The 20458-nt window shown below is 51.0% G+C and carries 23 protein-coding genes; 10 read left to right on the top strand and 13 right to left on the bottom strand.

All coding sequences use genetic code 11. The features are described 5' to 3' along the window. Positions 1–7 precede the first annotated feature (7 nt). From F4Y39_09675 to F4Y39_09645, 7 genes are all read right to left on the bottom strand, one after another. On the bottom strand, positions 8–688 hold the full coding sequence (locus tag F4Y39_09675) for a zinc metallopeptidase (GenBank protein ID MYC13980.1): 681 nt from the start codon (positions 686–688) through the stop codon (positions 8–10). 18 nt (positions 689–706) lie between these two features. Next, positions 707–1636 carry a methionyl-tRNA formyltransferase gene (locus tag F4Y39_09670; protein ID MYC13979.1) on the bottom strand — a complete coding sequence of 310 codons (930 nt, stop codon included), beginning with the start codon at positions 1634–1636 and terminating at the stop codon, positions 707–709. Positions 1637–1656: 20 nt separating this feature from the next. Beyond that, a complete protein-coding gene (yajC, locus tag F4Y39_09665) occupies positions 1657–2094 on the bottom strand; it encodes a preprotein translocase subunit YajC (protein MYC13978.1) in 438 nt (145 codons plus the stop codon). Then, positions 2060–3208 carry a tRNA guanosine(34) transglycosylase Tgt gene (tgt, locus tag F4Y39_09660; GenBank protein MYC13977.1) on the bottom strand — a complete coding sequence of 383 codons (1149 nt, stop codon included), beginning with the start codon at positions 3206–3208 and terminating at the stop codon, positions 2060–2062. Before tgt ends, yajC begins: the two co-directional genes overlap by 35 nt. Positions 3209–3328: 120 nt before the next feature. Further along, complete coding sequence (locus tag F4Y39_09655) at positions 3329–4564, bottom strand: divergent polysaccharide deacetylase family protein (GenBank protein ID MYC13976.1); 1236 nt, start codon at positions 4562–4564, stop codon at positions 3329–3331. Positions 4565–4573: 9 nt separating this feature from the next. Further along, positions 4574–5551 carry a site-2 protease family protein gene (locus F4Y39_09650; GenBank protein MYC13975.1) on the bottom strand — a complete coding sequence of 326 codons (978 nt, stop codon included), beginning with the start codon at positions 5549–5551 and terminating at the stop codon, positions 4574–4576. Positions 5552–5597: 46 nt separating this feature from the next. Then, a complete protein-coding gene (locus tag F4Y39_09645) occupies positions 5598–6608 on the bottom strand; it encodes a PorV/PorQ family protein (GenBank protein MYC13974.1) in 1011 nt (336 codons plus the stop codon). Between the two features lie 41 nt (positions 6609–6649). Between F4Y39_09645 and F4Y39_09640 the strand changes: the two genes are divergently transcribed. From F4Y39_09640 to F4Y39_09605, 8 genes are all read left to right on the top strand, one after another. Beyond that, positions 6650–7084 (top strand): peptidylprolyl isomerase, encoded by a 435-nt coding sequence (locus F4Y39_09640; GenBank protein ID MYC13973.1) that lies wholly within the window; start codon positions 6650–6652, stop codon positions 7082–7084. A gap of 133 nt (positions 7085–7217) precedes the next feature. After that, complete coding sequence (locus F4Y39_09635) at positions 7218–7841, top strand: alpha-ketoglutarate-dependent dioxygenase AlkB (protein MYC13972.1); 624 nt, start codon at positions 7218–7220, stop codon at positions 7839–7841. Positions 7842–7890: 49 nt separating this feature from the next. Next, complete coding sequence (locus F4Y39_09630; GenBank protein ID MYC13971.1) at positions 7891–8358, top strand: type II toxin-antitoxin system VapC family toxin; 468 nt, start codon at positions 7891–7893, stop codon at positions 8356–8358. Then, positions 8336–8515 (top strand): hypothetical protein, encoded by a 180-nt coding sequence (locus F4Y39_09625; GenBank protein ID MYC13970.1) that lies wholly within the window; start codon positions 8336–8338, stop codon positions 8513–8515. Before F4Y39_09630 ends, F4Y39_09625 begins: the two co-directional genes overlap by 23 nt. 127 nt (positions 8516–8642) lie before the next feature. Next, positions 8643–8837, top strand: a complete 195-nt coding sequence (locus tag F4Y39_09620; protein ID MYC13969.1) for a hypothetical protein — start codon at positions 8643–8645, stop codon at positions 8835–8837. A gap of 4 nt (positions 8838–8841) precedes the next feature. Continuing rightward, positions 8842–9363: a toxin-antitoxin system YwqK family antitoxin gene (locus F4Y39_09615; protein ID MYC13968.1), complete on the top strand. Its 522-nt coding sequence runs from the start codon at positions 8842–8844 to the stop codon at positions 9361–9363. An 11-nt stretch (positions 9364–9374) separates the two neighbouring features. After that, positions 9375–12140, top strand: a complete 2766-nt coding sequence (polA, locus tag F4Y39_09610) for a DNA polymerase I (GenBank protein MYC13967.1) — start codon at positions 9375–9377, stop codon at positions 12138–12140. A gap of 14 nt (positions 12141–12154) precedes the next feature. Continuing rightward, on the top strand, positions 12155–12724 hold the full coding sequence (locus F4Y39_09605) for a GNAT family N-acetyltransferase (protein MYC13966.1): 570 nt from the start codon (positions 12155–12157) through the stop codon (positions 12722–12724). Positions 12725–12729: 5 nt separating this feature from the next. Here the strand turns inward: F4Y39_09605 and trpS are convergent, their stop codons facing one another. The 6 genes from trpS to F4Y39_09575 all read right to left on the bottom strand — a co-directional run bounded on the left by trpS (position 12730) and on the right by F4Y39_09575 (position 19278). Continuing rightward, on the bottom strand, positions 12730–13728 hold the full coding sequence (trpS, locus tag F4Y39_09600; GenBank protein ID MYC13965.1) for a tryptophan--tRNA ligase: 999 nt from the start codon (positions 13726–13728) through the stop codon (positions 12730–12732). 442 nt (positions 13729–14170) lie between these two features. Further along, positions 14171–15637 carry a hypothetical protein gene (locus F4Y39_09595; GenBank protein MYC13964.1) on the bottom strand — a complete coding sequence of 489 codons (1467 nt, stop codon included), beginning with the start codon at positions 15635–15637 and terminating at the stop codon, positions 14171–14173. A 64-nt stretch (positions 15638–15701) separates the two neighbouring features. Then, positions 15702–16649: a mannonate dehydratase gene (locus F4Y39_09590; protein MYC13963.1), complete on the bottom strand. Its 948-nt coding sequence runs from the start codon at positions 16647–16649 to the stop codon at positions 15702–15704. Positions 16650–16714: 65 nt separating this feature from the next. Beyond that, complete coding sequence (locus F4Y39_09585; protein MYC13962.1) at positions 16715–17578, bottom strand: phytanoyl-CoA dioxygenase family protein; 864 nt, start codon at positions 17576–17578, stop codon at positions 16715–16717. 68 nt (positions 17579–17646) lie between these two features. Next, positions 17647–18069: a DUF393 domain-containing protein gene (locus F4Y39_09580; protein ID MYC13961.1), complete on the bottom strand. Its 423-nt coding sequence runs from the start codon at positions 18067–18069 to the stop codon at positions 17647–17649. 18 nt (positions 18070–18087) lie between these two features. Continuing rightward, a complete protein-coding gene (locus F4Y39_09575; GenBank protein ID MYC13960.1) occupies positions 18088–19278 on the bottom strand; it encodes a Gfo/Idh/MocA family oxidoreductase in 1191 nt (396 codons plus the stop codon). A gap of 132 nt (positions 19279–19410) precedes the next feature. Here F4Y39_09575 and F4Y39_09570 point away from each other — a divergent pair, with 132 nt between their 5' ends. Further along, a complete protein-coding gene (locus tag F4Y39_09570) occupies positions 19411–19827 on the top strand; it encodes a VOC family protein (protein MYC13959.1) in 417 nt (138 codons plus the stop codon). Positions 19828–19915: 88 nt separating this feature from the next. Next, positions 19916–20338, top strand: a complete 423-nt coding sequence (locus tag F4Y39_09565; protein MYC13958.1) for a hypothetical protein — start codon at positions 19916–19918, stop codon at positions 20336–20338. Positions 20339–20458 lie beyond the last annotated feature (120 nt).

Genomic DNA, 20458 nt, shown 5'->3' with positions numbered 1-20458 from the left:
CAGTCAGCTACTCATCCGATCCGCCCAAAAAACCCGCCATCCACAACAAGCGCAACAACTCCAAAATCGCCACCAGTGCTGATGCGACATAAGTCAGCGCGGCGGCATTCAAAACCTTGCGCGAAGCGGGGATCTCCTCAGGTGTCAAATATCCGCCATCTGCCAGAATATGAATAGCCCGACTACTCGCATTAAATTCAACTGGCAGGGTGACAATACTGAAAACCACAGCCGCCGAAAAGAACACAATACCCAAAAACAGCAGTTCAAATATGCTGAAAAGTGCCCCGGCAATAATGAAAATCCACGCCGCCTTCGATCCCAAATTAGCCACCGGAACCAGGCTCGTCCGAAGAGACAGGGGCACATATCCCTGTGCGTGTTGAAACGCATGCCCGGCTTCGTGAGCAGCCACGCCAATCGCGGCTAAGGAGCGATTGCCATACACACTTTCCGACAGGCGCAGCATGCGATCTCTCGGATCGTAGTGATCTGTCAAATGCCCATGCACAGGCTCCACGCCCACGGGCAAACCGCCGCGACGCAAAATATCTCGCGCGACCTGATCTGCAGTCGCACCGCTTCGCGCAACAAATTCATCGTATTTGCGAAATGTGCGCTTCACCTTAAATTGCGCCCACAACGTAATGGCTATTCCTATAAACATCACCATCAAACCTACCAGCATGACCACCTCCTGAATCGATTAACCAAATCTCTCCCCGACCTCAATGCGATATCCCCGCACAAAATCAGCACCGGACATGCGCTTTTTACCTGCCGGTTGCACCTCGTCCAGCGCGAGAACTCCCTCGCCCGTTCCCACGACAAGTCCGCGTTTCCCATCTGCACCAATCACGATGCCCGCTTCTCCCATCCCCGTGTCAACTATTGCCCGGTGAACCTTCAGCAATTTGTTGCGCCAGAGTGTAAACGCTCCCGGAAAAGGATTGGTTCCCCGAATGAGATTGCGAATATCTCCAGCACCTTTTGACCAATCAATCTCGCCATCTTCTTTCTCTAATTTTGGAGCGCGACTCACCCCTGCATCCGTCTGCGGCACGGCAATAACAGAACCATCTGCCATGCCATCAATAGCCCGAATGAGCAACTCAGCGCCCATCACTTTCAACCGCTCATACAGTTCGCCCGCCGTCTCATCGTCCCCAATCGCCATCTTTTGTTGAATTAAAATATCGCCAGCATCCACGCGCGGCGATAGTTGAAAAATGGTCACACCCGTCTCGGTCTCACCATTCATAATAGCCCATTGAATAGGCGCTGCTCCGCGGTATTTGGGCAACAGAGAGGGGTGGACATTCATAGACCCCAATTTGGGAATCGCCAGCACAGAACGCGGCAAAATCAGAAAAGCCACCACCACAAGTAAATCTGGTTCCAGAGCCTGCAACTGCGCGTAAAAATTCTCATCTCTGAGCGACTCGGGCTGCAAAACCGGCACATCCAACCCCAGCGACACAACCGCAGCCTTCACATCGGTTGATTGCATCTGCTGACCCCGACCACGTGGCCTGTCTGGTCGTGTCACCACGCCCACAAGATCATGACCGCTTTGAGCCACGCTCACAAGCGACGGCACCGCAAAATCGGGCGTGCCCATAAACACTACCCTCATCGCCAAATTTCACCTTTCTACTATTTCTTCGCCTTGCGCTCATCTACTCTCGAAATAGACCCCCGCGACACCTCAATCTGCACCTCTTTGGCGACCTGCACAACCAAAATACCCTCTTGCTCTTTAATCCCCGTAATGGTCCCATGCATCCCACCCGAAGTCACAACGCGGTCGCCTTTTTGTAAATCATCAATCATCCTTTGATGATCTTTTTGTTTTTTCTGTTGCGGACGAATAATCAAAAGATACAGAATCACAAACATCAAAATGAACGGAAACATCGTCACCAGCATACTGGGAGCCTCGGCACCTTCTGCGGGTTGTCCACCGCCAAAGGCAAAGGCCTTCTCCGTAAACAACAAAACACCAAACACTCCAACAAGAAACCCATTCCCCCACTTTTTGAATATTGTCACCACACGATCACGAGCGTAGATCTTGAATTTCCCCATCTTCATTTCCTTTGTAAAAATTTAAGAAGGTCCTCTGCCATTGTGCAAAGTCACCCTCAATAATTGCCTTTCGCATCTGTCGCATTAAATTTAAATAAAAATGCACATTGTGAACTGTAGATAACCTCAACCCCAACATCTCTCGCGTATGATGCAAATGCCGAATGTACGCACGCGTGTAATTTCGACACGTATAACACGCACATCCTGGATCAAGCGGCTCAAACTCGCGGGCATGACGCGCCGCGCGAATGGATAATTTCCCGCGTTGTGTAAACACCATTCCATTGCGCGCATTGCGCGTTGGCATCACGCAATCAAACATATCAATACCGCGCATCACGCCCTGAATCAAATCTTCGGGCGTCCCACTGCCCATCATATAATGAGGACGATCCGCGGGCAAACCAGATACCACAGTGGAAATCGCTTCCCAGGTATCTTCTTTTGGCTCGCCCACACCTGTACCCCCTATCGCGTAACCCGGAAAATTGAGCGCGACGGTTTCTTCGGTAAAACGCTCGCGCAAATCGCGATACGTACTCCCCTGCACAATGCCAAACAAAGCCTGCGCGTGTCCCGCCAAACTCTTTCGTCCATATCCCTCATAAGCATCCAAACACTGCTTTGCCCAGCGCACCGTGCGCTCGCCTGCTGCCCGTGCGTAATCCCGCGAACTGGGGTACGGCGTACACTCATCAAATATCATCGCAATATCTGCGCCGAGCACATGCTCTATCTCAATCACCTTCTCTGGCGTAAACAGATGCGTTGACCCATCAATATGCGACCGAAACAACACTCCTTCTTCGGTAATTTTATTCAAATCTGCCAAACTATGCACCTGAAATCCGCCGCTATCCGTCAAAATCGCCCGTTCCCAGTTCATAAATCTGTGCAAACCACCTGCCTCAGCCATCAAATCCATACCCGGTCGCAAATAAAGATGGTATGTATTGCCCAGAATAATACGCGCATCTAAATCTCGCAACTCCTGCTGCGAAAGCGTCTTAACCGTGCCCAGTGTACCCACCGGCATAAAAACTGGGGTTTCCACAATCCCATGCGGCGTGTGGAGAACCCCTGCACGCGCTTGTGTTCCGGCATCGGTAGCAACCACCTCAAACCGGAAACCATCGACATCAATAACGCACCTCCAAAAACGATAGAAACAATCGCTAAAAAGAAACGCGGTCAATATAACATCCCGTCTCTTATGCGTCAAGGATGGGTGGTCCTCTCACTCCTCACTTCCCACCTGTTTCACTGCTTCTTCAGCCAGCACAAATACAAACCCCTGTTCTGTCAATTCGGGTAACATGCGTTGCAGTGCATGTAGTGTATTGGGTTTTGCATGCCCAATACCTATCACAGTGCCTTCATGCCGTGCGTGTGCAGCGAGCCTGTATAGTCGCTTGACCACCGCGTCCTCATCTTCGACGATATCCAAAAACATCGCATTGCGACCACCTGGAATACCCATATCCCGTGCAATTGCATAAGCCACTGATTCGGGTGACGTGACACTATCTATAAAAAAGAAATTCCATCGTTTTACGACCCGCAACACCGATTTCATCGCTTCAAAATTTTGTGTTACGCGAGACCCCATGTGATTATTCATCCCCTTTGCATGGGGCACAGATGAGAGAGCATTCTGAGTCAACTCCGCGATCTTTTCCGGCGCATAATCCAAAAAAATCGCATTGGGACCTGGATCGCGCGCTGGATAGCCTATCGGCTCCATAGGCAAATGAACCATCACGCCGTGATTTTTCTCAATCGCCTGTTGCGCTATCCAGGCCGTATGCTTCTCGCCGGGAAAAATGGAAAACGTAATCGGCTGTGGCAACTCACAAAAAGACAGAATCAAATTCTGATCCTGATATCCAAAATCATCGATCACAATGGCAATGCGCCCCGCGAGTCGTTCGAGTTCTTTATTCTTCTCAAGCCGGAACAAATTGGTCTGTTTATCATTCAACCCCACGCGAAGCCACAACACATTGCCCTGTCGGTCTTCGCTACCTTCAATTACCGCTCCACCCAATTCATGCGCCAGATGGGTCAAAGACAGATTGCAAAGAGCCAGCGGCAGAGCATCGGGCACTTTCGACTGCACTTCCCAACGCACTTCGCCTTTGGACAAACGCACCTCTTTAATCACTTCAGGAGGAACCCCCAGCTCGATCAACACCTCTTTTGCCCGCACGACCATCGTATCGGTAAATGCGTCAATATCTTCTGGACCGGCTTTCCATCTTGGTGCCTCTTCTGCAGGAAGTGCATATTCGACCAACTGTGGTCGCCAAAAATATGATCGCAGTCGCCAAAAATACGACTGAGGTAGCCAAAAATATACAGCCAATCCACCGGCGATCAGAATTATTATAACACAGGGCACAACCCATAACCGAAGAGATCGCCGCTTGCGAGCCATTTCCAATGGTCTTTTTTGGGACAAACGCTTCGCCATTTTGCAAACTCAATAAATCTGAATTGGATCGGGAATAAAACACAATATAAAAATAGCCAGCGATGCGTACCCAACCCATCGCCGGGCGGGATCCAGTTCAACATCGGGATTTGCAAGCGGCGGATGATGTCGCCCCACCAGCGCAGCCAATCCCAACCACACCAGCCAACCGACCCAGCGGGAATCATACCAGGTCTTAAATATAGATTCTGCATCCCACCAGTGGTAAGGCGGTGCCAATAACCACATCAATGCCAACCCCACCATTGTCGCCCGAGAAATTAACCGGTGTTTCCCACCAAAAATCGCATATACAATATGCCCGCCATCAAATTGTCCCATCGGCAACAAATTCAACACCGTCACAAACAAACCCAACCAACCCGCAAAAGCCACCGGATGCAACATTATCGTGTGGCCCTCAGGCAGATCGCCAACAACCCAGTTGCCCAACCAGCCCGACAACAGGGAATGACCCAGCGCGAGTGTCCCTGCGGACACATCCCGCGCTTCCATGATTTCCGACATGTGCAGACCAGCACTCCACGCAATCACCGACATTACAAATCCAGCAATAGGTCCAGACGCACCAATATCGATAAGCGCCCGACTGTTCGGAATTTGAGATCGCAATTTGATCACTGCGCCCAGGGTGCCAATAAAAGAAGGGAAGGGGATAAAATAGGGCAACGATGCGCGTACGCCCCAGCGGCGCGAAGTCACGTAATGCCCCATCTCGTGTATGCCCAAAATAATCAGCAACGTAGCAGAAAACGGCAGACCATAGACCAGATAACGCGGATCGAAAATGCGCCAGTCTTCGAACACGGACATAGAGGCCAATTGTGGCGACATGATCATCCCCGCCACCGTCGTCGTGTACGCAGTCGCCAAAAACAATCCAACATGCAGTCTCAAATTCTCCTGCGTCCTGGGCAAAGCCGTCTGCGTGGGAAAATACCGATTACCATTCAAATCGTCTGACACAATCGCTCCCTCTTCCTTCACACTTCATACTTCACACTCCTTCCTCTCACCTTATCCCCACTGCAATGCGATGAGAATCGCCCAACCCCTGCGATGCAGGCACAAAAGCGTAATCCACCCGCCAGTTGCGCCGTGTAATACCCATTCCAAACGACAACATGCGCGTATCGTGCCCGGTTTGAATTCCACCGCGTAAAAACAACCTGCCCATCACCCCGTATTCCAAACCAAAATTCGCACCTCTATTGCCCGCCTCTGGCAGGCGAAAATCGGCTGTTGCTATCCACGTGTGCCAGAACCACGCTCCCCCCAGGCGAAACACCCGGGGCAAGGGGGTGCGCTCTCGGTCTAACTGCGCCATCCGTCCCAAATTTCGATACGCCGCTCCCAGCATCAAGCTCTCAGACAAGCGATACAACACGCCCCCATCCGCGCTCATCCCCCACGCACTCTCTGGCCCGATATTTTCATGCAATGCCCGAATCGAAAATCCCACATAAATTCGCTGTCCTATCTTCTGCGCATAAGACAGCCCTGCATTGAGATCGTAAACGCTAAACGTACCCGCAGGCGTCGCGGTCGGTTCCCGCCGCGCTTCCAATCCACCAACCCCATAAACGCCCAAACTCAGTGCAAGACCGCGTCTATCATTGCCATAAGCCCAGCCGCCATACCCCTGCTTGATACCCTGAAACGATCGGTGGTGCGCCAGAATAAAATGTTTGCCCTGCATAGCCGCCACACCTGCCGGATTCCAAAACGCAGCAGTCTGTTCACCTACCACAGCGGTCTGCGCCTCACCCATCGCAGCAGCACGCGCACCAACCCCTTCGCGCAGCAATACAAAACCGGCTTTGCGCGCCGAAGAACTGGCCTCAGCGGAAAACAGACAACATGTCACAATAAAAATACCGAAAACAATGCGCTTCACAAAAACCTCCTGCATACAAATGCTCCAAAACCCAGTGCATTTTACAAGATTAAGCAAACGAACAAAATGTGTCAACCGCCCATTAGTAAAATAGACCATCTCAAGCGCGCAATTGACAATATCCATTCTCCTGTTTACATTGTTCAGACGCTCATAAGGGAGGCATTATGGCACAAGCAGAAACAGGCGACCGCGTATTGATTTATTACAAGGGAATCCTGGAAGACGGGACCATAGCCGAAGGCACACCAGAGAATGAACCATTTGAATTTACAGTGGGAGACGAATCTGTAAAAGACATATTCACGCGTCTTGTAAACGGATTAGAAGAAGGCGATTCCCGCACGGTGATCCTATCTCCAGAAGATGCGTTTGGCCCCTATAATCCCGACTTTGTAATCGAAGTTGCGCGATCGAAATTTCCTCCCGATGCACTTCTCGAAAAGGGAATGCGTATGGAAGTACAGGCCGACCCCACTGGTACACCCGTCGAAGTCTCTGTAAAAGACATAACATCCCAAACCGTGACATTAGACGGCAACCATCCCTTTGCGGGTGAAGAAATCACTATGACGATTCAATTATTAGAGATTGTGGTTTAGTTGTACGAACGCACTACCAAAAAATTCAAAAGAAGACCAGCAGTTAATAATGCGTCGGTCTAACCCGAGACAGGTCTATTGTGATATACTTTCCAACGATCTATTACCGTTTTAGACCATTAGGGACTTAACCATGCAAGAACAATTAAGCCTCTTTTCCAGATTGCCCCCTCTAAGCAATCAGGAGGCGATTGATGTAATCGCCGAGCTTGATTACAAAGAAGACTATATCAATGAGAGTAAACACAATATGCTGATGAAGCGGATTGATGAACAACAGTGGCTCAACGACCTGAAACGGCGGGTTCAGCATTACGGGTATAAGTACGACTACAAAGCGCGGAGGGTAGCCCGTGATATGCGTATTGGTAATGGTAAATTGCCTGAGTGGCTGGAAGAGTTGTCTGAGAAATTATGGAAAGATAGACACATGCCAAAAATCGCTGATCAGGTGATTGTGAATGAATACAGACCGGGGCAAGGGATATCAAGGCATATTGATTGTGAACCTTGTTTTGAGGATACGATTGTTTCTTTGAGTTTGGGATCGGGCTGTTTTATGGATTTCACAAATAAAGATGAAACAAAAAAAATTTCGGTTTGGCTTGAGCCAAGAAGTATTGTCGTCCTAAAAAATGAAGCGAGATATAAATGGTTGCACGGGATTGCCGCCAGAAAATCGGATAAGTTGGATGGCTACAAGCATGATCGGCGGCGACGGGTATCGCTAACCTTTAGAAAGGTGATTATAGATTGATGTCTGGAAAATTGCTGATTGATTGAAAGGATGAAAATTGAATTCAAAGATTTTGAGTGTATATGCGGATACATCCGTTTTTGGTGGTGTATTCGATGAAGAGTTTCGTCAGGCCAGTGAGTCCTTTTTCGATATGGTTCGACATGGATATTTTAACCTGTTGACATCAGTCGTGGTGCAAGAGGAGATCGGGTCTGCCCCTGCGGAAGTTGTAACACACTTTGAACAGATGCTTAACTTTGCAGAAATTGTAGGGATTTCTGAGGAGGTTTTACAACTCCAGCAGGCTTACTTAAATGCGAAAATTGTGACCGAAAAATGGGCAGCGGACGCCCTACACGTCGCCTTAGCCACCATAGGAGGCTGCTCAATGATTGTAAGTTGGAATTTCAAACATATCGTACATTTTTCAAAAATTCCGCTATACAATGCGGTAAACACACTTTCTGGATACTCAAATATTGCTATCCATTCCCCTCATGAGGCGATTAATTATGAAGACGAAAAAGACATTTGATTGCGTTGAGATGAAACGCCGTGGCGCAGAACGAATCTACAATCAAGTAGCAAACATGACACTCAAAGAACAACTAGCGTTCTGGCGAGAACGTACCGAGTTGCTGCGAAAGCATCAGCAAACGATAAAAATGAAAAGCGAGACATCTGTGAATTAAATGCGATGCGCTTGACCGACTGAGTGCCACTTATTGGAAAGAGGCTTCGCGGTCTGAATCGTAGGGGTGTGGATGGGCTTCCTGATCGAGAAATGGAACAACTGAAAGACTACCTCGAATTTCTAACATGGAAAGCCAAGGAGAAGAAATCATCGCCGGAGCAAAGAAAAAAAATCCAACTTCGCAACGCATTATCAAAGCAATGGAAAAACCGCCCTATGTCACGCATGAGGACATCGAATCACTTTTACAAGTGATTAAAGAAGCAAAGCAACCGACACGTTTTGAGTCTCCCTTCGAACTATCTTCAAAAATCAGGTAAAAACATGTGGCGTCAATTGGGACTTATCGCGCTTGGTATCGCGCTATCTGCGTGTGGACCCGATGTTCAATTGGTAAAAGATGGACACGAAGAATACTATGTGTATTGGGATGACGCTCACAAAAGGTATTTCAGACATGGGTTATACCAGTCATTTTACGAAAGTGGTCGCCAGCGTTCGGTTGGCAAATACGAACAAGACATAAAAGTGGGCGTTTGGACACACTGGTATGAAAACGGACAAAAACAGGGAGAAATGGACTGGGTAGATGGCAAGCCCGAAGGCGTAGTGACAGAATGGTACAAAAACGGACAGCAAAAAAACATGGGGACGTGGGAAAACGGTGGGCGACATGGTCTCTCGACCTGGTGGTATGCAAACGGAAAAAAAGAAAAAGAAGTGAATTACATAGAAGGAGAACCCGACGGAATCTGGACATATTGGGACTCGACGGGTGTCATAACAAAAAAGCAGTATTGGGATCGCGGTGCATTTTTGCGGGTTGAAGAGGAAATGAAACGCTGAAAGGATCAGAAATGGCAGACAAAACCCTGTATTTATTAGACGGCATGGCACTGGTCTATCGAGGACATTTTGCGCTGATACGCAGTCCGAGGATGACATCAAAAGGACTGAACACCTCGTCGTTATTCGTTTTTGCCAATACCCTATTGGATATTTTGGGCAACACACAACCCTCGCATTTGGCCGTGGTCTTCGACACGCCAGAACCGACATTTCGGGACGAGATATACAAAGAATACAAGGCACAACGAGAAAAAATGCCCGAAGACATAAGTGGCGCGCTGCCCTACATCGACCAAATGTGTGAAGCGTTCAACGTGCCCGTCATCCGCAAACCGGGTTATGAAGCCGACGACGTAATCGGCACACTGGCAAAAGAAGCTGAAAAATTCGGGTTTACAACATATATGGTAACCCCTGATAAAGACTACGCACAACTCGTCTCAAATAAAACATTCATCAGCAAACCCGGACGCACGGGCGACGGTGCTGAGATCCTGGGCGTTCCAGAGATACTGGAACAATGGGAAATTGAGCGCGTAGATCAGGTAATCGACATGCTGGGGCTAATGGGCGATTCGAGTGATAATGTGCCGGGCGTACCGGGCATAGGGCCAAAAACCGCACAAAAATTGATCGCGCAGTACGACAGTGTGGAGGGATTGCTCGATCACGTCGATGAATTGAAAGGCAAACAAAAAGAAAATGTAGAGACATATAGAGAACAGGCTCTGCTGTCAAAGGAACTGGTCACCATCCACCTCAACGTACCGTTGGACTTTGGATTAGATGATCTCGCAGTGAAAACACGAGACGAACAAAAATTGAAAACCCTGTTCGCAGAATTGGAATTCAGCACACTGGGCAAACGGCTATTTGGAAATGATTTTAATATAGATCAGCAACAAATCTCGCTCTTCGGCGATGAAACAGCGGTAGCGGGCGTATCAACACACAAAACCATTGCGGATGTCGAACACACATATCACCTCGTGGATACCCCGGAAAAGCGCGCAGCATTGATCGAAAAATTGGCACAGCAAAAGGCGTTTTGTTTTGATACAGAAACAACGGGACTAAACCCGAGAACGTGTGAAATGCTCGGTATCGCCTTTTCATTTCAACCACACACGGGATATTACGTACCAATGCCAGAAGACCCGGATAAAAATAAGACCGTATTGGAAGAATTCCGCGGAATTTTGGAAAATCCGAACACCGAGAAAATCGGACACAATCTCAAATTTGACCTCGCCGTATTATTGTGGCAAGGCATCAGAGTTCAGGGACTGGCTTTTGATACCATGCTCGCCGCTTATGTGACCGCACCCGAAATGCGTCGCGGCATGGATTCTCTGTCGCTGGCATTACTGGGATATGAACCCATTAAAATTGAGTCTTTAATCGGCGAAAAAGAAAAGGGCAAAGAACAAAAAACCCTGCGCGAAGTCCCCCTGGACAAAGTAGCAGAATACGCAGCCGAAGATGCGGACATCACCTTGCAACTGTCCGAAGCTCTGCGCCCCAAAATCAAAGAAATGGGACAAACGCGCGTATTTGAAGACATAGAATGCCCGCTGGTATCTGTACTGGCGCAAATGGAATACGAAGGCATTCGCATGGAAGCATCTGTAATCGAAGCACTTTCGGAAGACCTGCAGGATGAATTAGTCGCCATCCGACAGCGCATTTACGACCTGGCTGGTGAAACATTTAATTTAAACTCCCCCAAGCAATTGGGCGATATCCTATTTGAAAAATTGAAACTCGATCCCAATGCGCGGCGCACAGCTAAGACAAAGCAATATCAAACAGGGGAATCAATTTTGCAGCGGTTGGCTTATAAACACGAAATAGTAGAACAAATTTTGGAATATCGAACATATTCAAAACTGAAATCCACCTATCTGGATATGTTGCCGGGCGCGGTATTTAAGGGTACCGGACACATCCACACGCACTACGAGCAGGCCGTCACAGCCACCGGGCGGTTGCAATCGCATGGACCAAATCTACAAAATATTCCCATTCGCACGGAAAAGGGACGCGAAATTCGCAAAGCCTTTGTACCTCGCAATGAAAATTACACGCTCTTGTCAGCAGACTATTCGCAGATAGAATTGCGCGTAGCGGCTGAACTGAGTCGCGATGAAGAGATGCACAGAGCATTTCGAGAAGGCCTGGATATCCATGCGGCAACCGCAATGAAAATTTACGGATTGGACGAACGCGATGTAACCGACGACATGCGCCGGCAGGCAAAAACTGTAAACTTTGGCATTATTTATGGAATTTCTGCCTTTGGTCTGGCGCAACGCCTGAATATTCCGAGATTTGAAGCCGGTAATTTAATCGAGCAATATTTTGAGCAATTTCCCGGCGCAAAAAAGTACATGGATGACACCATTGACTTTGCGCGAGAACACGGATATGTGGAAACCATGACGGGACGCAGGCGATATCTGCGGGATATCCACTCGCGCAATGCCACCACGCGCAAAAGTGCCGAGCGCAACGCAATCAACTCGCGGATTCAGGGCACAGCGGCCGACATGATTAAAATTGCGATGCGCCGCGTCCAGGATGCCTTGTTTGAACGGGACTTAAAAACGCGCATGCTGCTACAAGTACACGACGAACTCGTCTTTGACATGCACAAAGACGAAGCCGATATCGCGATGCCCCTAATCGAAGACGCGATGAAGAATGCCCTGCCAATGTCCGTGCCAATTGTCGTGGAAATGGGCATGGGAAATACCTGGCTGGAAGCGCATTAAAAGATGGAAAACACATGTTCAACTGGCTCAAAAAACTATTCGCCCCTCCTGTCGAACACCTGCCGCAACTCGAAATGTTTCGCGACCACCTCAATAACCTGCCCGAAATTCAGCAAATTACCGGTTATGCCACACGCACCTATCGTTCGGGTGACGAAGCCGCCTGGTGTCGCATCATGGAAGGCAATGTAGGCAGCAACTGGACAACGGAGAAATGCCGAGCGCAATTGATCCGCGATCCCCGCTTCCAGGCAGAGAACCTCTTTTTCATCACCCACAACGACGACCCTATAGCCAGTGCGTGTGCCTGGAAAACACCCGGCCAATCGCCAGAAACAGGTGAAGTTCACATGGTCGCCGCGCACGCAGACCACCGCGGCAAAGGACTCGGGCATTTGCTCAACGCCCTCGTCCTCCATCGCTTAAAAGATCTGGGCTATCAAAAAGCACATCTCAAAACCGATGACTGGCGCCTACCGGCTATCAAAACCTACCTCGACGCGGGCTTCCAGCCCCTCAACACCCACGAAAGCCACCCCGAACGCTGGGAAGCCATCTTCGCCCAGCTAAAAATTAAAAAATAACCTCCTCACCCCATCAACGCATTATACCCCATCCCCATCACCTCCTTGACGTGTTCCAGTGTGCGTTGCCCTTCAATACGCGCCCTCGAACCGCCCAGATTCAAAATATCGCGCACCAGATCGGACTGTTCTTCAAAACCCTTGCGACGTATCCGAAACGGCGTCATAAAATCATTCAGCACATCTGCCAACGCGCCTTTACACGTCGTACAGCCAACCGAACCACTGCGGCAGGCCCTTGCCACCTGCTCGGCATTCTCTTCATCAAACACCTCTCGATAGTGAAATGCCGAACACACACCGGGATTTCCCGGATCAGTTGCCCGCACCCGCCCCGGATCGGTAACCATATTCATCACCTTTGCCCGCACAGACGTTTCTCTATCCGACAAATCAATAGCATTGCCGTAGCTCTTCCCCATCTTACTCTGACCATCTGTGCCCTTCAAGCGCGTGCCATAAACGCCATCGGGAATGGGAAACACCTCGCCATAAATCCGATTAAATCGCGCAGCCACTTCCTGCGCCAGTTCAATATGGGGTCTTTGATCTGGCCCCACCGGCACATATCGCGGACGAAAAAGCAAAATATCCGCCGCCTGAGACACCGGATATCCCACAAACCCGTAAGGCACCCGATTCCCCAACCCCATCTTACCCATCTCTTCCCTAACCGTTGGATTCCGCAACAAACGCGGCAACGTCACCAAATTGGAAAAAATCATGGTTAACTCTGCCAGTTGCGGCACCTGTGATTGCAAAAAACAAACGCTTTTTTTGGGATCAAATCCCGCCGCCAGATAATCCAGCACCATTTCTCTGACGTGATGCTCCAGATCTTCTGTCCGGTCCCTATGCGTCGTCAGCGCCTGATAATCGGCAATCATAAAAAAACACTGAAACTCATCCTGCATCTCAAACCGATTCTTCAACGACCCGACATAATGCCCCAAATGCATTTTACCCGTCGGGCGATCACCTGTTAAAACAATTGTGCGACTCATGTCTGTTCCTTTCTTTGAACTATTAAAAATCTCCATAATTTCCAAAAAAAAAGCGCGCCACCTTCCGGTAGCGCGCGGTGCAAGCAAACAAAGATCGCCAGATATCCGGTGGTGGACATACATCTCCCATTGCGCCTGTCCACCACCAGCGTCTGCCAACATTAAACAGCTCTGTCATCGCACTCAAAAACATCGCATACCTACTACAAAAAAAACCGCCGTCAAAAAGCTGACGGCGGTCAATTCAGAATTCTCAAATAAATACAATCCGTCAGCAAACCCACACAGCGGCACGCCACCAACCACGGACGGTTTCAGACACACGGGGAGCCAGCGTCGCATCAGTTAAAGTGTGATCGTACATAGTCATAACAAACTCCCGTGATATACCGCCGAAGAAAATAACGACTTCACCCCCCCAAGTCAAGCCGTTTGATTTTCTTTAACTCACGAACCGGAACGAGTAGAGCTTTGCCGACCGCATCGCGACGCGAAGCCGCAGCGGTCCCCGATCCGTGGGGATCTGGCGACCGACCCCCTGCCACGACACGCCTACCTTGATTGCGTTGGCGACAATCGTCTCGCACGCCTTCAACGTGTAGCCTTCCACGGGGCGCCCCTCCTCGTCCTGCAGCTCGACCAGCAGCCAGCCTCCCCCGCCACAATCTACATTTAGCTCGAGCGCCTGGCCATCGAACGCCAGCGGCGGTGTCACAAACTCTCCGCCAGAGAGAGACGCATCCGCCGAGACGAAACCGTCCCGCCTCAGGATCGCCCGGAACAGACCGGTATTCCAACCGTCGCGCACCTCATCATTGTGCCGACTTCCCCTGCCCGAATAGTAGATCCACATCTCGGTCTCGGTAAGCACGGGCCAGACATTGGCCATCACCATGCCACCCGATGGTCCCCCATCCAGCCCTCGACGGATGAACGGCTCCCGGTCTCCCTGACGCGACCATATGACCCCGTCACGGCTCGTGAGGAGCCGGACATCCATTGTGGCCGGGAAATCGGACTCTTCCCAGTGGTAGTAAGCGGCGGGCATCATAAAGTACGCATCATCCGCCTCGGGATGTTTGTAAACCGCGTTCGTGTAGTAGTCAACCTGCGGCCTGTCCATTGACCGGGGAGGCAGAGGGGCTTCCAGGTCCAGCGCATCTCCCTCCAGAACGATCAGCGTGGGCTGCGACCAGGTCTTAAAGTCGGGCGACGTGATCCGGCCAACGGATCGGTATCGCTTTCCGAGCTCCATTTCCGCCGCCTCGTCCCGTCGCTGGGTCTCGTGTACCCGCGTATAGCCGACGTAGAGGTCCAGGCTGTCATCCCAGAAAAAAACATTCTGAGTGTCGCACATCTGGTTGGGCGGATTCGGCTGGCCCTCATCATACGTCCAATGGATCCCGTCGGGCGAATGCATGGCCCAAAGCCCCGGCAGAACACCGGCCTCGATCTCATCATCCCTGGGATAGTACTTCGACCAGAGCCGGTAGCGCGAATCGGCGGGCGCCCGTTCGTCTATATAAACCGTCGCGCCCTGCATACTCTGACGCTCATCCAGCGGGGCGACGATGTTGTTGGCGGTGCTACCCTGGAACGTGACGAGGTGCATCTCCGGCTTCTGCCAGAAGACCCCGTCTTCGGACTCCGCATAGCAGAGACGAACCGCCCCCTCCTGCGGACCTCCCGATTTCATCTGTGCGCCGTACCAGAGCCGGAAGTGCCGCTCCCCTTCCCGGATCACCGTGTTGTACGCCCCAATCCCGAGCTTCTCCCACGGCTTGTCCGCCCGGAGCACTGGCTCGGGGGACTGCAAAGGCGGATTCATACGGAGATTGACACCAGAGACTCGATCAAAGAAGCGCGCGTCAATGAAAAGCTGTTTCCGGTTCCCAACCTGGACGGCCATGAGATACTCCTTCCTATTGTCGATGCCAACTACAAAAAGTTTGCCTGATCCATCCTGTACATCCCTACTCACACGCAAGAGCGGCCAACAAAGCTTTGATATACCCGACTGAGTAGGCGAGCGCATGGGTATTGCCAGCAGGCCCATCTCCTTCAAGCGTCGGATAGTGATCGGGATTCAGACAGCCGTCGTAACCCACCCGCTTCAGTTCGCGCAGGATCTTGAACATGTTCATGTCCCCATCGTCGAGCAGGACCTCTTCGAACGCACCGGCAGTTGCAAAGCTCGCCCGCACGTTTCGAAAGTGGACCTCGAAGAGACGTCCCTTTCGCCCGTAGTTGTGAATCTCGTCCAGGACGAGTGGGAGTCCTCCAGCCTCCGCGCGTGTCCCACAACAGTAGAGGTAACCGACACACGGGTTCGGAAAGGCATCGATCACCCGGTGGAATCCCAGCCCGCCGAAGAGCGCATCTTGCGTCGGCGGATCGGAGGGATGCATCATCAGTCTGACGCCTGCGGCTTCCGCGACGGGTACGAGCCGTTCGTAAGCCGCACAGACGCGTCCCCACCGCTGCTCCCGCACTGCTATGGCCGGCGGCTCATCCCCCTCTGCGAGTGACAGACTGTCCCCTCGAGCCAGGTAACCACCGCGGTGCGATGCCCGATAGTGTCCAATCATCCAGGGATCTGTGGAATAGTCGAAGTGCACCCGTCCGAGAGGATAGCCTGCTTCGCCAAGGACCTGGACGGACTCGCACGCGACGTCGAGCTCCTCCTCAGCCCCATCCTCTTCGTCCATGAACCGCTTCGATAGACCGGGCAAACTGATGCGATTCACCTGCAGACCCCAGGAATGAACTCGTTTCTTCATTTTCAGTGCCTCGTCCAGATCGAAAACGCCACGGTCATCGGTCGGCAATGGCAGGGCATCAACGCAATCGACGCCCAGCTGGGTTAGCTGGCGCAACGTCGCGTCGGACGGGTCTTGACACCAGGCAGCTACTTTGATCATGGGGAACCTCCAGGAAAAGAAGATGAACCAGGAACAGCGAGGAAAAAACGAATGTGGATGAAGCGCTACCCTCCTTCTGGATGGCGGCCGCCGAGCAATTGAAGCAGGCGATCGCTGGCAGACACCCGCGCATCTTCGGGAATGGGCACCCGGTTCATCCATCCAAACCGCCGGAACGCCCAGTCAACCGCGTACTGAGATTGCATCAGGTACCGCGTGCGATCGGACCTGTTCGGCGCCCCCCGGTGCCAGCACTGCGGATCCTGCACATAGATGTCTCCTGCCTTGCAGAAAACGGATACGGGACCTTGCCCCTCGAACTCTGGATTCTCCTGACTGTTCGGATCCTTGCCCGAAAGGTGACTTCCGGGGACGTACTGTGTGGGCCCGTGTTCGATCCGCTCGATATCGCTCAGCGCCATTTGCACGGTAATCCAGAGCACTGGCGGCCGAATCCGGGGATCGTGACGGGGCACGTTCTCCGAGACGGGGAAGTGGACCGCACCATCCACGTGCCACCTTTCGATCGCCACGCCGGACTGGTTTCGCAGCACATTCTGTCCACAGAAGCGGCAGTTGGGTCCGACAATCGCCTCAGCAAGGCTCAAGATCGGTTCCCGAAGAAGCATCTCCCTGAAGATCCCGTCCAGCGCGATCGTGTTCCGAAGGATAAACGGTTGATCCCCCTCGCCGTGCATTTGCACGTAGCGGCGGTCGTGCAAGCCGAGATCTTCCTCTTCCGCAAGTAAAGGATCGTCGAGAAGCGCATCCGTTCGGTCCCGCAGCGCCTGCATTTCACCTGCTTCGAGCACGCCGGGGATATGCGCGAAACCGTCTCTGTGGAATCGGTCGATGATCTCCCGGGTGGTCTCTTCTCCGAAAGGCTCGCCGGATTGGATCGGACTCGACAATGGAATCCTCCTTGAGATGGTCCGGAAGGACGTTAGAACACCCCTCTAATGTATCATCAAAAAAATAGCGACTCCAAAAACTCACGTCAAGCCGTTTGATCTTCTTTTTTCTCTACTACGCGCTCCCCATAAGACAATTCACACGTCCCCGTATCGCACGCCACGCGACCTGAAAGGTGGCGATATCGCGCAATCAGCGCATATCCCGCCCGAAAAACGAGATGCAAAACCGGCACGCGGTACAACCAGGCAAACAAATGGAAAGGCGGTAGCCTGCGATAGATTTGATACACGGCATCCGCACCCACGTAAATATCCTCTTTTCCCACCACCAGACGCATACCCGTATTGAAATCCGACGACGCCAGCTTTGGAAAATGGTCTTCAATCCCCTGCGTCTGCCTGGGCAAATAATCAAACTGACTGCGTTTGTCTTTCTTTTTCATACGGCGAACGCTCCAGATACAAAAACGACATTCGCCGTCATATACAACAATCGGTTTTTCCATCACGCCTCCGCGAAAAACCTAACTCCTCGGATAAAACACATCCACCAGAGTCTCCACATCATCCCATGCACACAAAAATCGCTCTTCAAATCCGCGATGAATATTGTGCTCAACCTCTGTCTCGTCGGGCAGCGGGAACACAATCGTCTCTCGATCGGCCTCAATTGACGCATTCACCGCCAGACTCATCTCCTGATCCAACCGACCCATCGCAGCACCGTAATCCGGCTCGCGATCTTCTCGAACGGCATTGGCAATACTCAACAACTCATCTGCCACGGCCACTTGCCCTTCACTCAGCGCATAGTTTGCAAATGGATTCTCCCACGCAATCGCACCGCCGGGCAACTCATAGCGAATCTCGCGCAACACATTTACCCCATCTACTGTTTCCGTCACGCGCACGGGTTCATAAGCCACACCCTGTGCGCCGGTTTCCAATTCGCCCTTTGGCACAACATACACATTGCCATCCACAATGCTACCCGCTGTTCCATCAATCTCATCCATACCCGCTTGCTTGCGCCCGAGTGAACGCGCGTGAATCACATTGGAATACACCATCAACGCAGCCACATCATTGTCGAATTCCAAAAAACTCAAACTCCATCTTTCCAACTCGTGATGTCGCTTCATGCGATCTATATGCGGAATCACAGGCGTTGTATGGCTCAACCCAATCACCTGCCTGGGATTGCCACCGGCCAACACGCGCAACAAACTCATCCCGTGATACCCACCCTCGTGGCATATCCGATAGATCCGTCCAATCTCCCCAATAACATCTGATACGAGCACCTTCTTCTTTAACCGCTCAATCGGCGCGCGATAATAATTCTCGGCGACCTCCAGATAAACGCCCGCATCTCGCGCAGCTCGAATCATCATATCTGATGCCGGTCGAGTCATAGCAATGGGGGTCTCCACAACCTGATGCACACCTGCTTGCGCCAAAAAACAGCAAATCGCATGGTGTGCCACACCTGGCACTACCACATCGGCAACATCGATATCTTCATTATCGACCAGGTCCCGCACACTCGTATAAGCCCTTACCCCGTGTTCTGCTGCCAGACTCTGGGCTGTTTCCTCATCCTTATCGCAAATGGCGACAAAGTCAAAAACATCTGCCAACTGCACAATCACAGGCAAATGCGCCCCTGCGCCGCGCCGCCCGGCACCCACAAGTGCAATTTTGAGACGATCCATAACATCCCTCCAATAGAAATGGTGTTTCCGCCATTCTACCAATGGTCTAACATCAATCTGCTTGCGGAATTTTTATCTTAACCTATCTTTGCGATAAATCAAACAATAATCAACACAAAAGAGGAGCAGGTCATGTCGCAAAACAAAACCATTGGGGGTGGGGGCTTTCACCACGTTGCAATTCGCGCCCACGACTTTGAAGCATCCGTAAAATTTTATACTGAAGCGATGGGATTTCAAAAAAAAATCTCCTGGGGTGAAGGCAAAAGACGCGCCATCATGCTCGACACTGGGGATGGGAATTACCTCGAAATTTTCGCCAATGGCACAGATGAACCCAAACCGGAAGGGTCCATCATCCACTTTGCTCTGCGCACCAGCGATTGCGACGCCGCCATTGAACGCGCCAGAGCAGCCGGAGCCGAAGTCACCATAGAACCCAAAAGCCTCGAAATCCCCAGCGAACCCCACAAAACCCCTGTACGCATCGCCTTTTGCAAAGGTCCCGATGGCGAAATCATCGAATTTTTTCAAAACGAATTGACTTGATCGATTGTCTGAGGAACCTCGCTTTGTCCCCAAACGTCTTACACGGGACATCACAGCCATTTACACCTGCCGGGGAAAAGGAAAAATCATGAACAAAATTATACCTGTTTTGTGTCTGATATTCGCAATCGCCGCATGCGGTGACGACAATCCTGCCGATTCGGGCCAACCCGTCGTCAATCAAACATTTAATCTGCCGAGTGGAACAAGTGAAGACTTTGGCTTTACCGTTGACACAGATATACAGCAAAACGTCATTCTTCAAGGCGAATTTAGCGTTGAAAATGGCAGTGTTCAGATGGCTGTTGTGACCGAATCCCAGTATCAAATCTGGCGAGCAGGGAGCACGCCCACCGTGATTTATAGCACGGACATAGTATCTGAAGATACCTTTAGCTTTTCCATTGATGACAGTGACACCTACTACATCGTTTTTCTCAACAATGGACCAGATACCGTAACAGTCAACGCAGAAATTTTCCTGCTCAGTACCGCTGAACAAGAGATTTAGACTACCCCCCAAAATGCCCGTCTGTGCTTATCAGATATGCGGTGCCTGAAACGCATATCTATCCCAATTTTCCGATTGACGAGACAAGAAGAACAAGTTATAATTACTCCTATTCATTAT

The sequence above is a fragment of the Gemmatimonadota bacterium genome (assembly GCA_009838845.1).
GTDB lineage: Bacteria > Latescibacterota > UBA2968 > UBA2968 > UBA2968 > VXRD01.
The sequence above is the reverse complement of the archived record's forward strand: the minus strand, read 5'-3'. Positions and strand labels throughout refer to the sequence as shown.

What these genes read in the sequence shown, in the direction of transcription:
- F4Y39_09645 (MYC13974.1), bottom strand. Translation starts at nt 6,608, where the DNA reads ATGGATATTGTCAATTGCGCGCTTGAGATGGTCTATTTTACTAATGGG.
- F4Y39_09655 (MYC13976.1), bottom strand. Translation starts at nt 4,564, where the DNA reads ATGGCGAAGCGTTTGTCCCAAAAAAGACCATTGGAAATGGCTCGCAAG.
- F4Y39_09570 (MYC13959.1), top strand. Translation starts at nt 19,411, where the DNA reads ATGTCGCAAAACAAAACCATTGGGGGTGGGGGCTTTCACCACGTTGCA.
- F4Y39_09595 (MYC13964.1), bottom strand. Translation starts at nt 15,637, where the DNA reads ATGGCCGTCCAGGTTGGGAACCGGAAACAGCTTTTCATTGACGCGCGC.
- polA (MYC13967.1), top strand. Translation starts at nt 9,375, where the DNA reads ATGGCAGACAAAACCCTGTATTTATTAGACGGCATGGCACTGGTCTAT.
- F4Y39_09620 (MYC13969.1), top strand. Translation starts at nt 8,643, where the DNA reads ATGGAAAGCCAAGGAGAAGAAATCATCGCCGGAGCAAAGAAAAAAAAT.
- trpS (MYC13965.1), bottom strand. Translation starts at nt 13,728, where the DNA reads ATGAGTCGCACAATTGTTTTAACAGGTGATCGCCCGACGGGTAAAATG.
- F4Y39_09590 (MYC13963.1), bottom strand. Translation starts at nt 16,649, where the DNA reads ATGATCAAAGTAGCTGCCTGGTGTCAAGACCCGTCCGACGCGACGTTG.
- yajC (MYC13978.1), bottom strand. Translation starts at nt 2,094, where the DNA reads ATGAAGATGGGGAAATTCAAGATCTACGCTCGTGATCGTGTGGTGACA.
- F4Y39_09580 (MYC13961.1), bottom strand. Translation starts at nt 18,069, where the DNA reads ATGGAAAAACCGATTGTTGTATATGACGGCGAATGTCGTTTTTGTATC.
- F4Y39_09640 (MYC13973.1), top strand. Translation starts at nt 6,650, where the DNA reads ATGGCACAAGCAGAAACAGGCGACCGCGTATTGATTTATTACAAGGGA.
- F4Y39_09670 (MYC13979.1), bottom strand. Translation starts at nt 1,636, where the DNA reads ATGAGGGTAGTGTTTATGGGCACGCCCGATTTTGCGGTGCCGTCGCTT.
- F4Y39_09635 (MYC13972.1), top strand. Translation starts at nt 7,218, where the DNA reads ATGCAAGAACAATTAAGCCTCTTTTCCAGATTGCCCCCTCTAAGCAAT.
- F4Y39_09605 (MYC13966.1), top strand. Translation starts at nt 12,155, where the DNA reads ATGTTCAACTGGCTCAAAAAACTATTCGCCCCTCCTGTCGAACACCTG.
- F4Y39_09615 (MYC13968.1), top strand. Translation starts at nt 8,842, where the DNA reads ATGTGGCGTCAATTGGGACTTATCGCGCTTGGTATCGCGCTATCTGCG.
- F4Y39_09675 (MYC13980.1), bottom strand. Translation starts at nt 688, where the DNA reads ATGCTGGTAGGTTTGATGGTGATGTTTATAGGAATAGCCATTACGTTG.
- F4Y39_09575 (MYC13960.1), bottom strand. Translation starts at nt 19,278, where the DNA reads ATGGATCGTCTCAAAATTGCACTTGTGGGTGCCGGGCGGCGCGGCGCA.
- F4Y39_09625 (MYC13970.1), top strand. Translation starts at nt 8,336, where the DNA reads ATGAAGACGAAAAAGACATTTGATTGCGTTGAGATGAAACGCCGTGGC.
- F4Y39_09565 (MYC13958.1), top strand. Translation starts at nt 19,916, where the DNA reads ATGAACAAAATTATACCTGTTTTGTGTCTGATATTCGCAATCGCCGCA.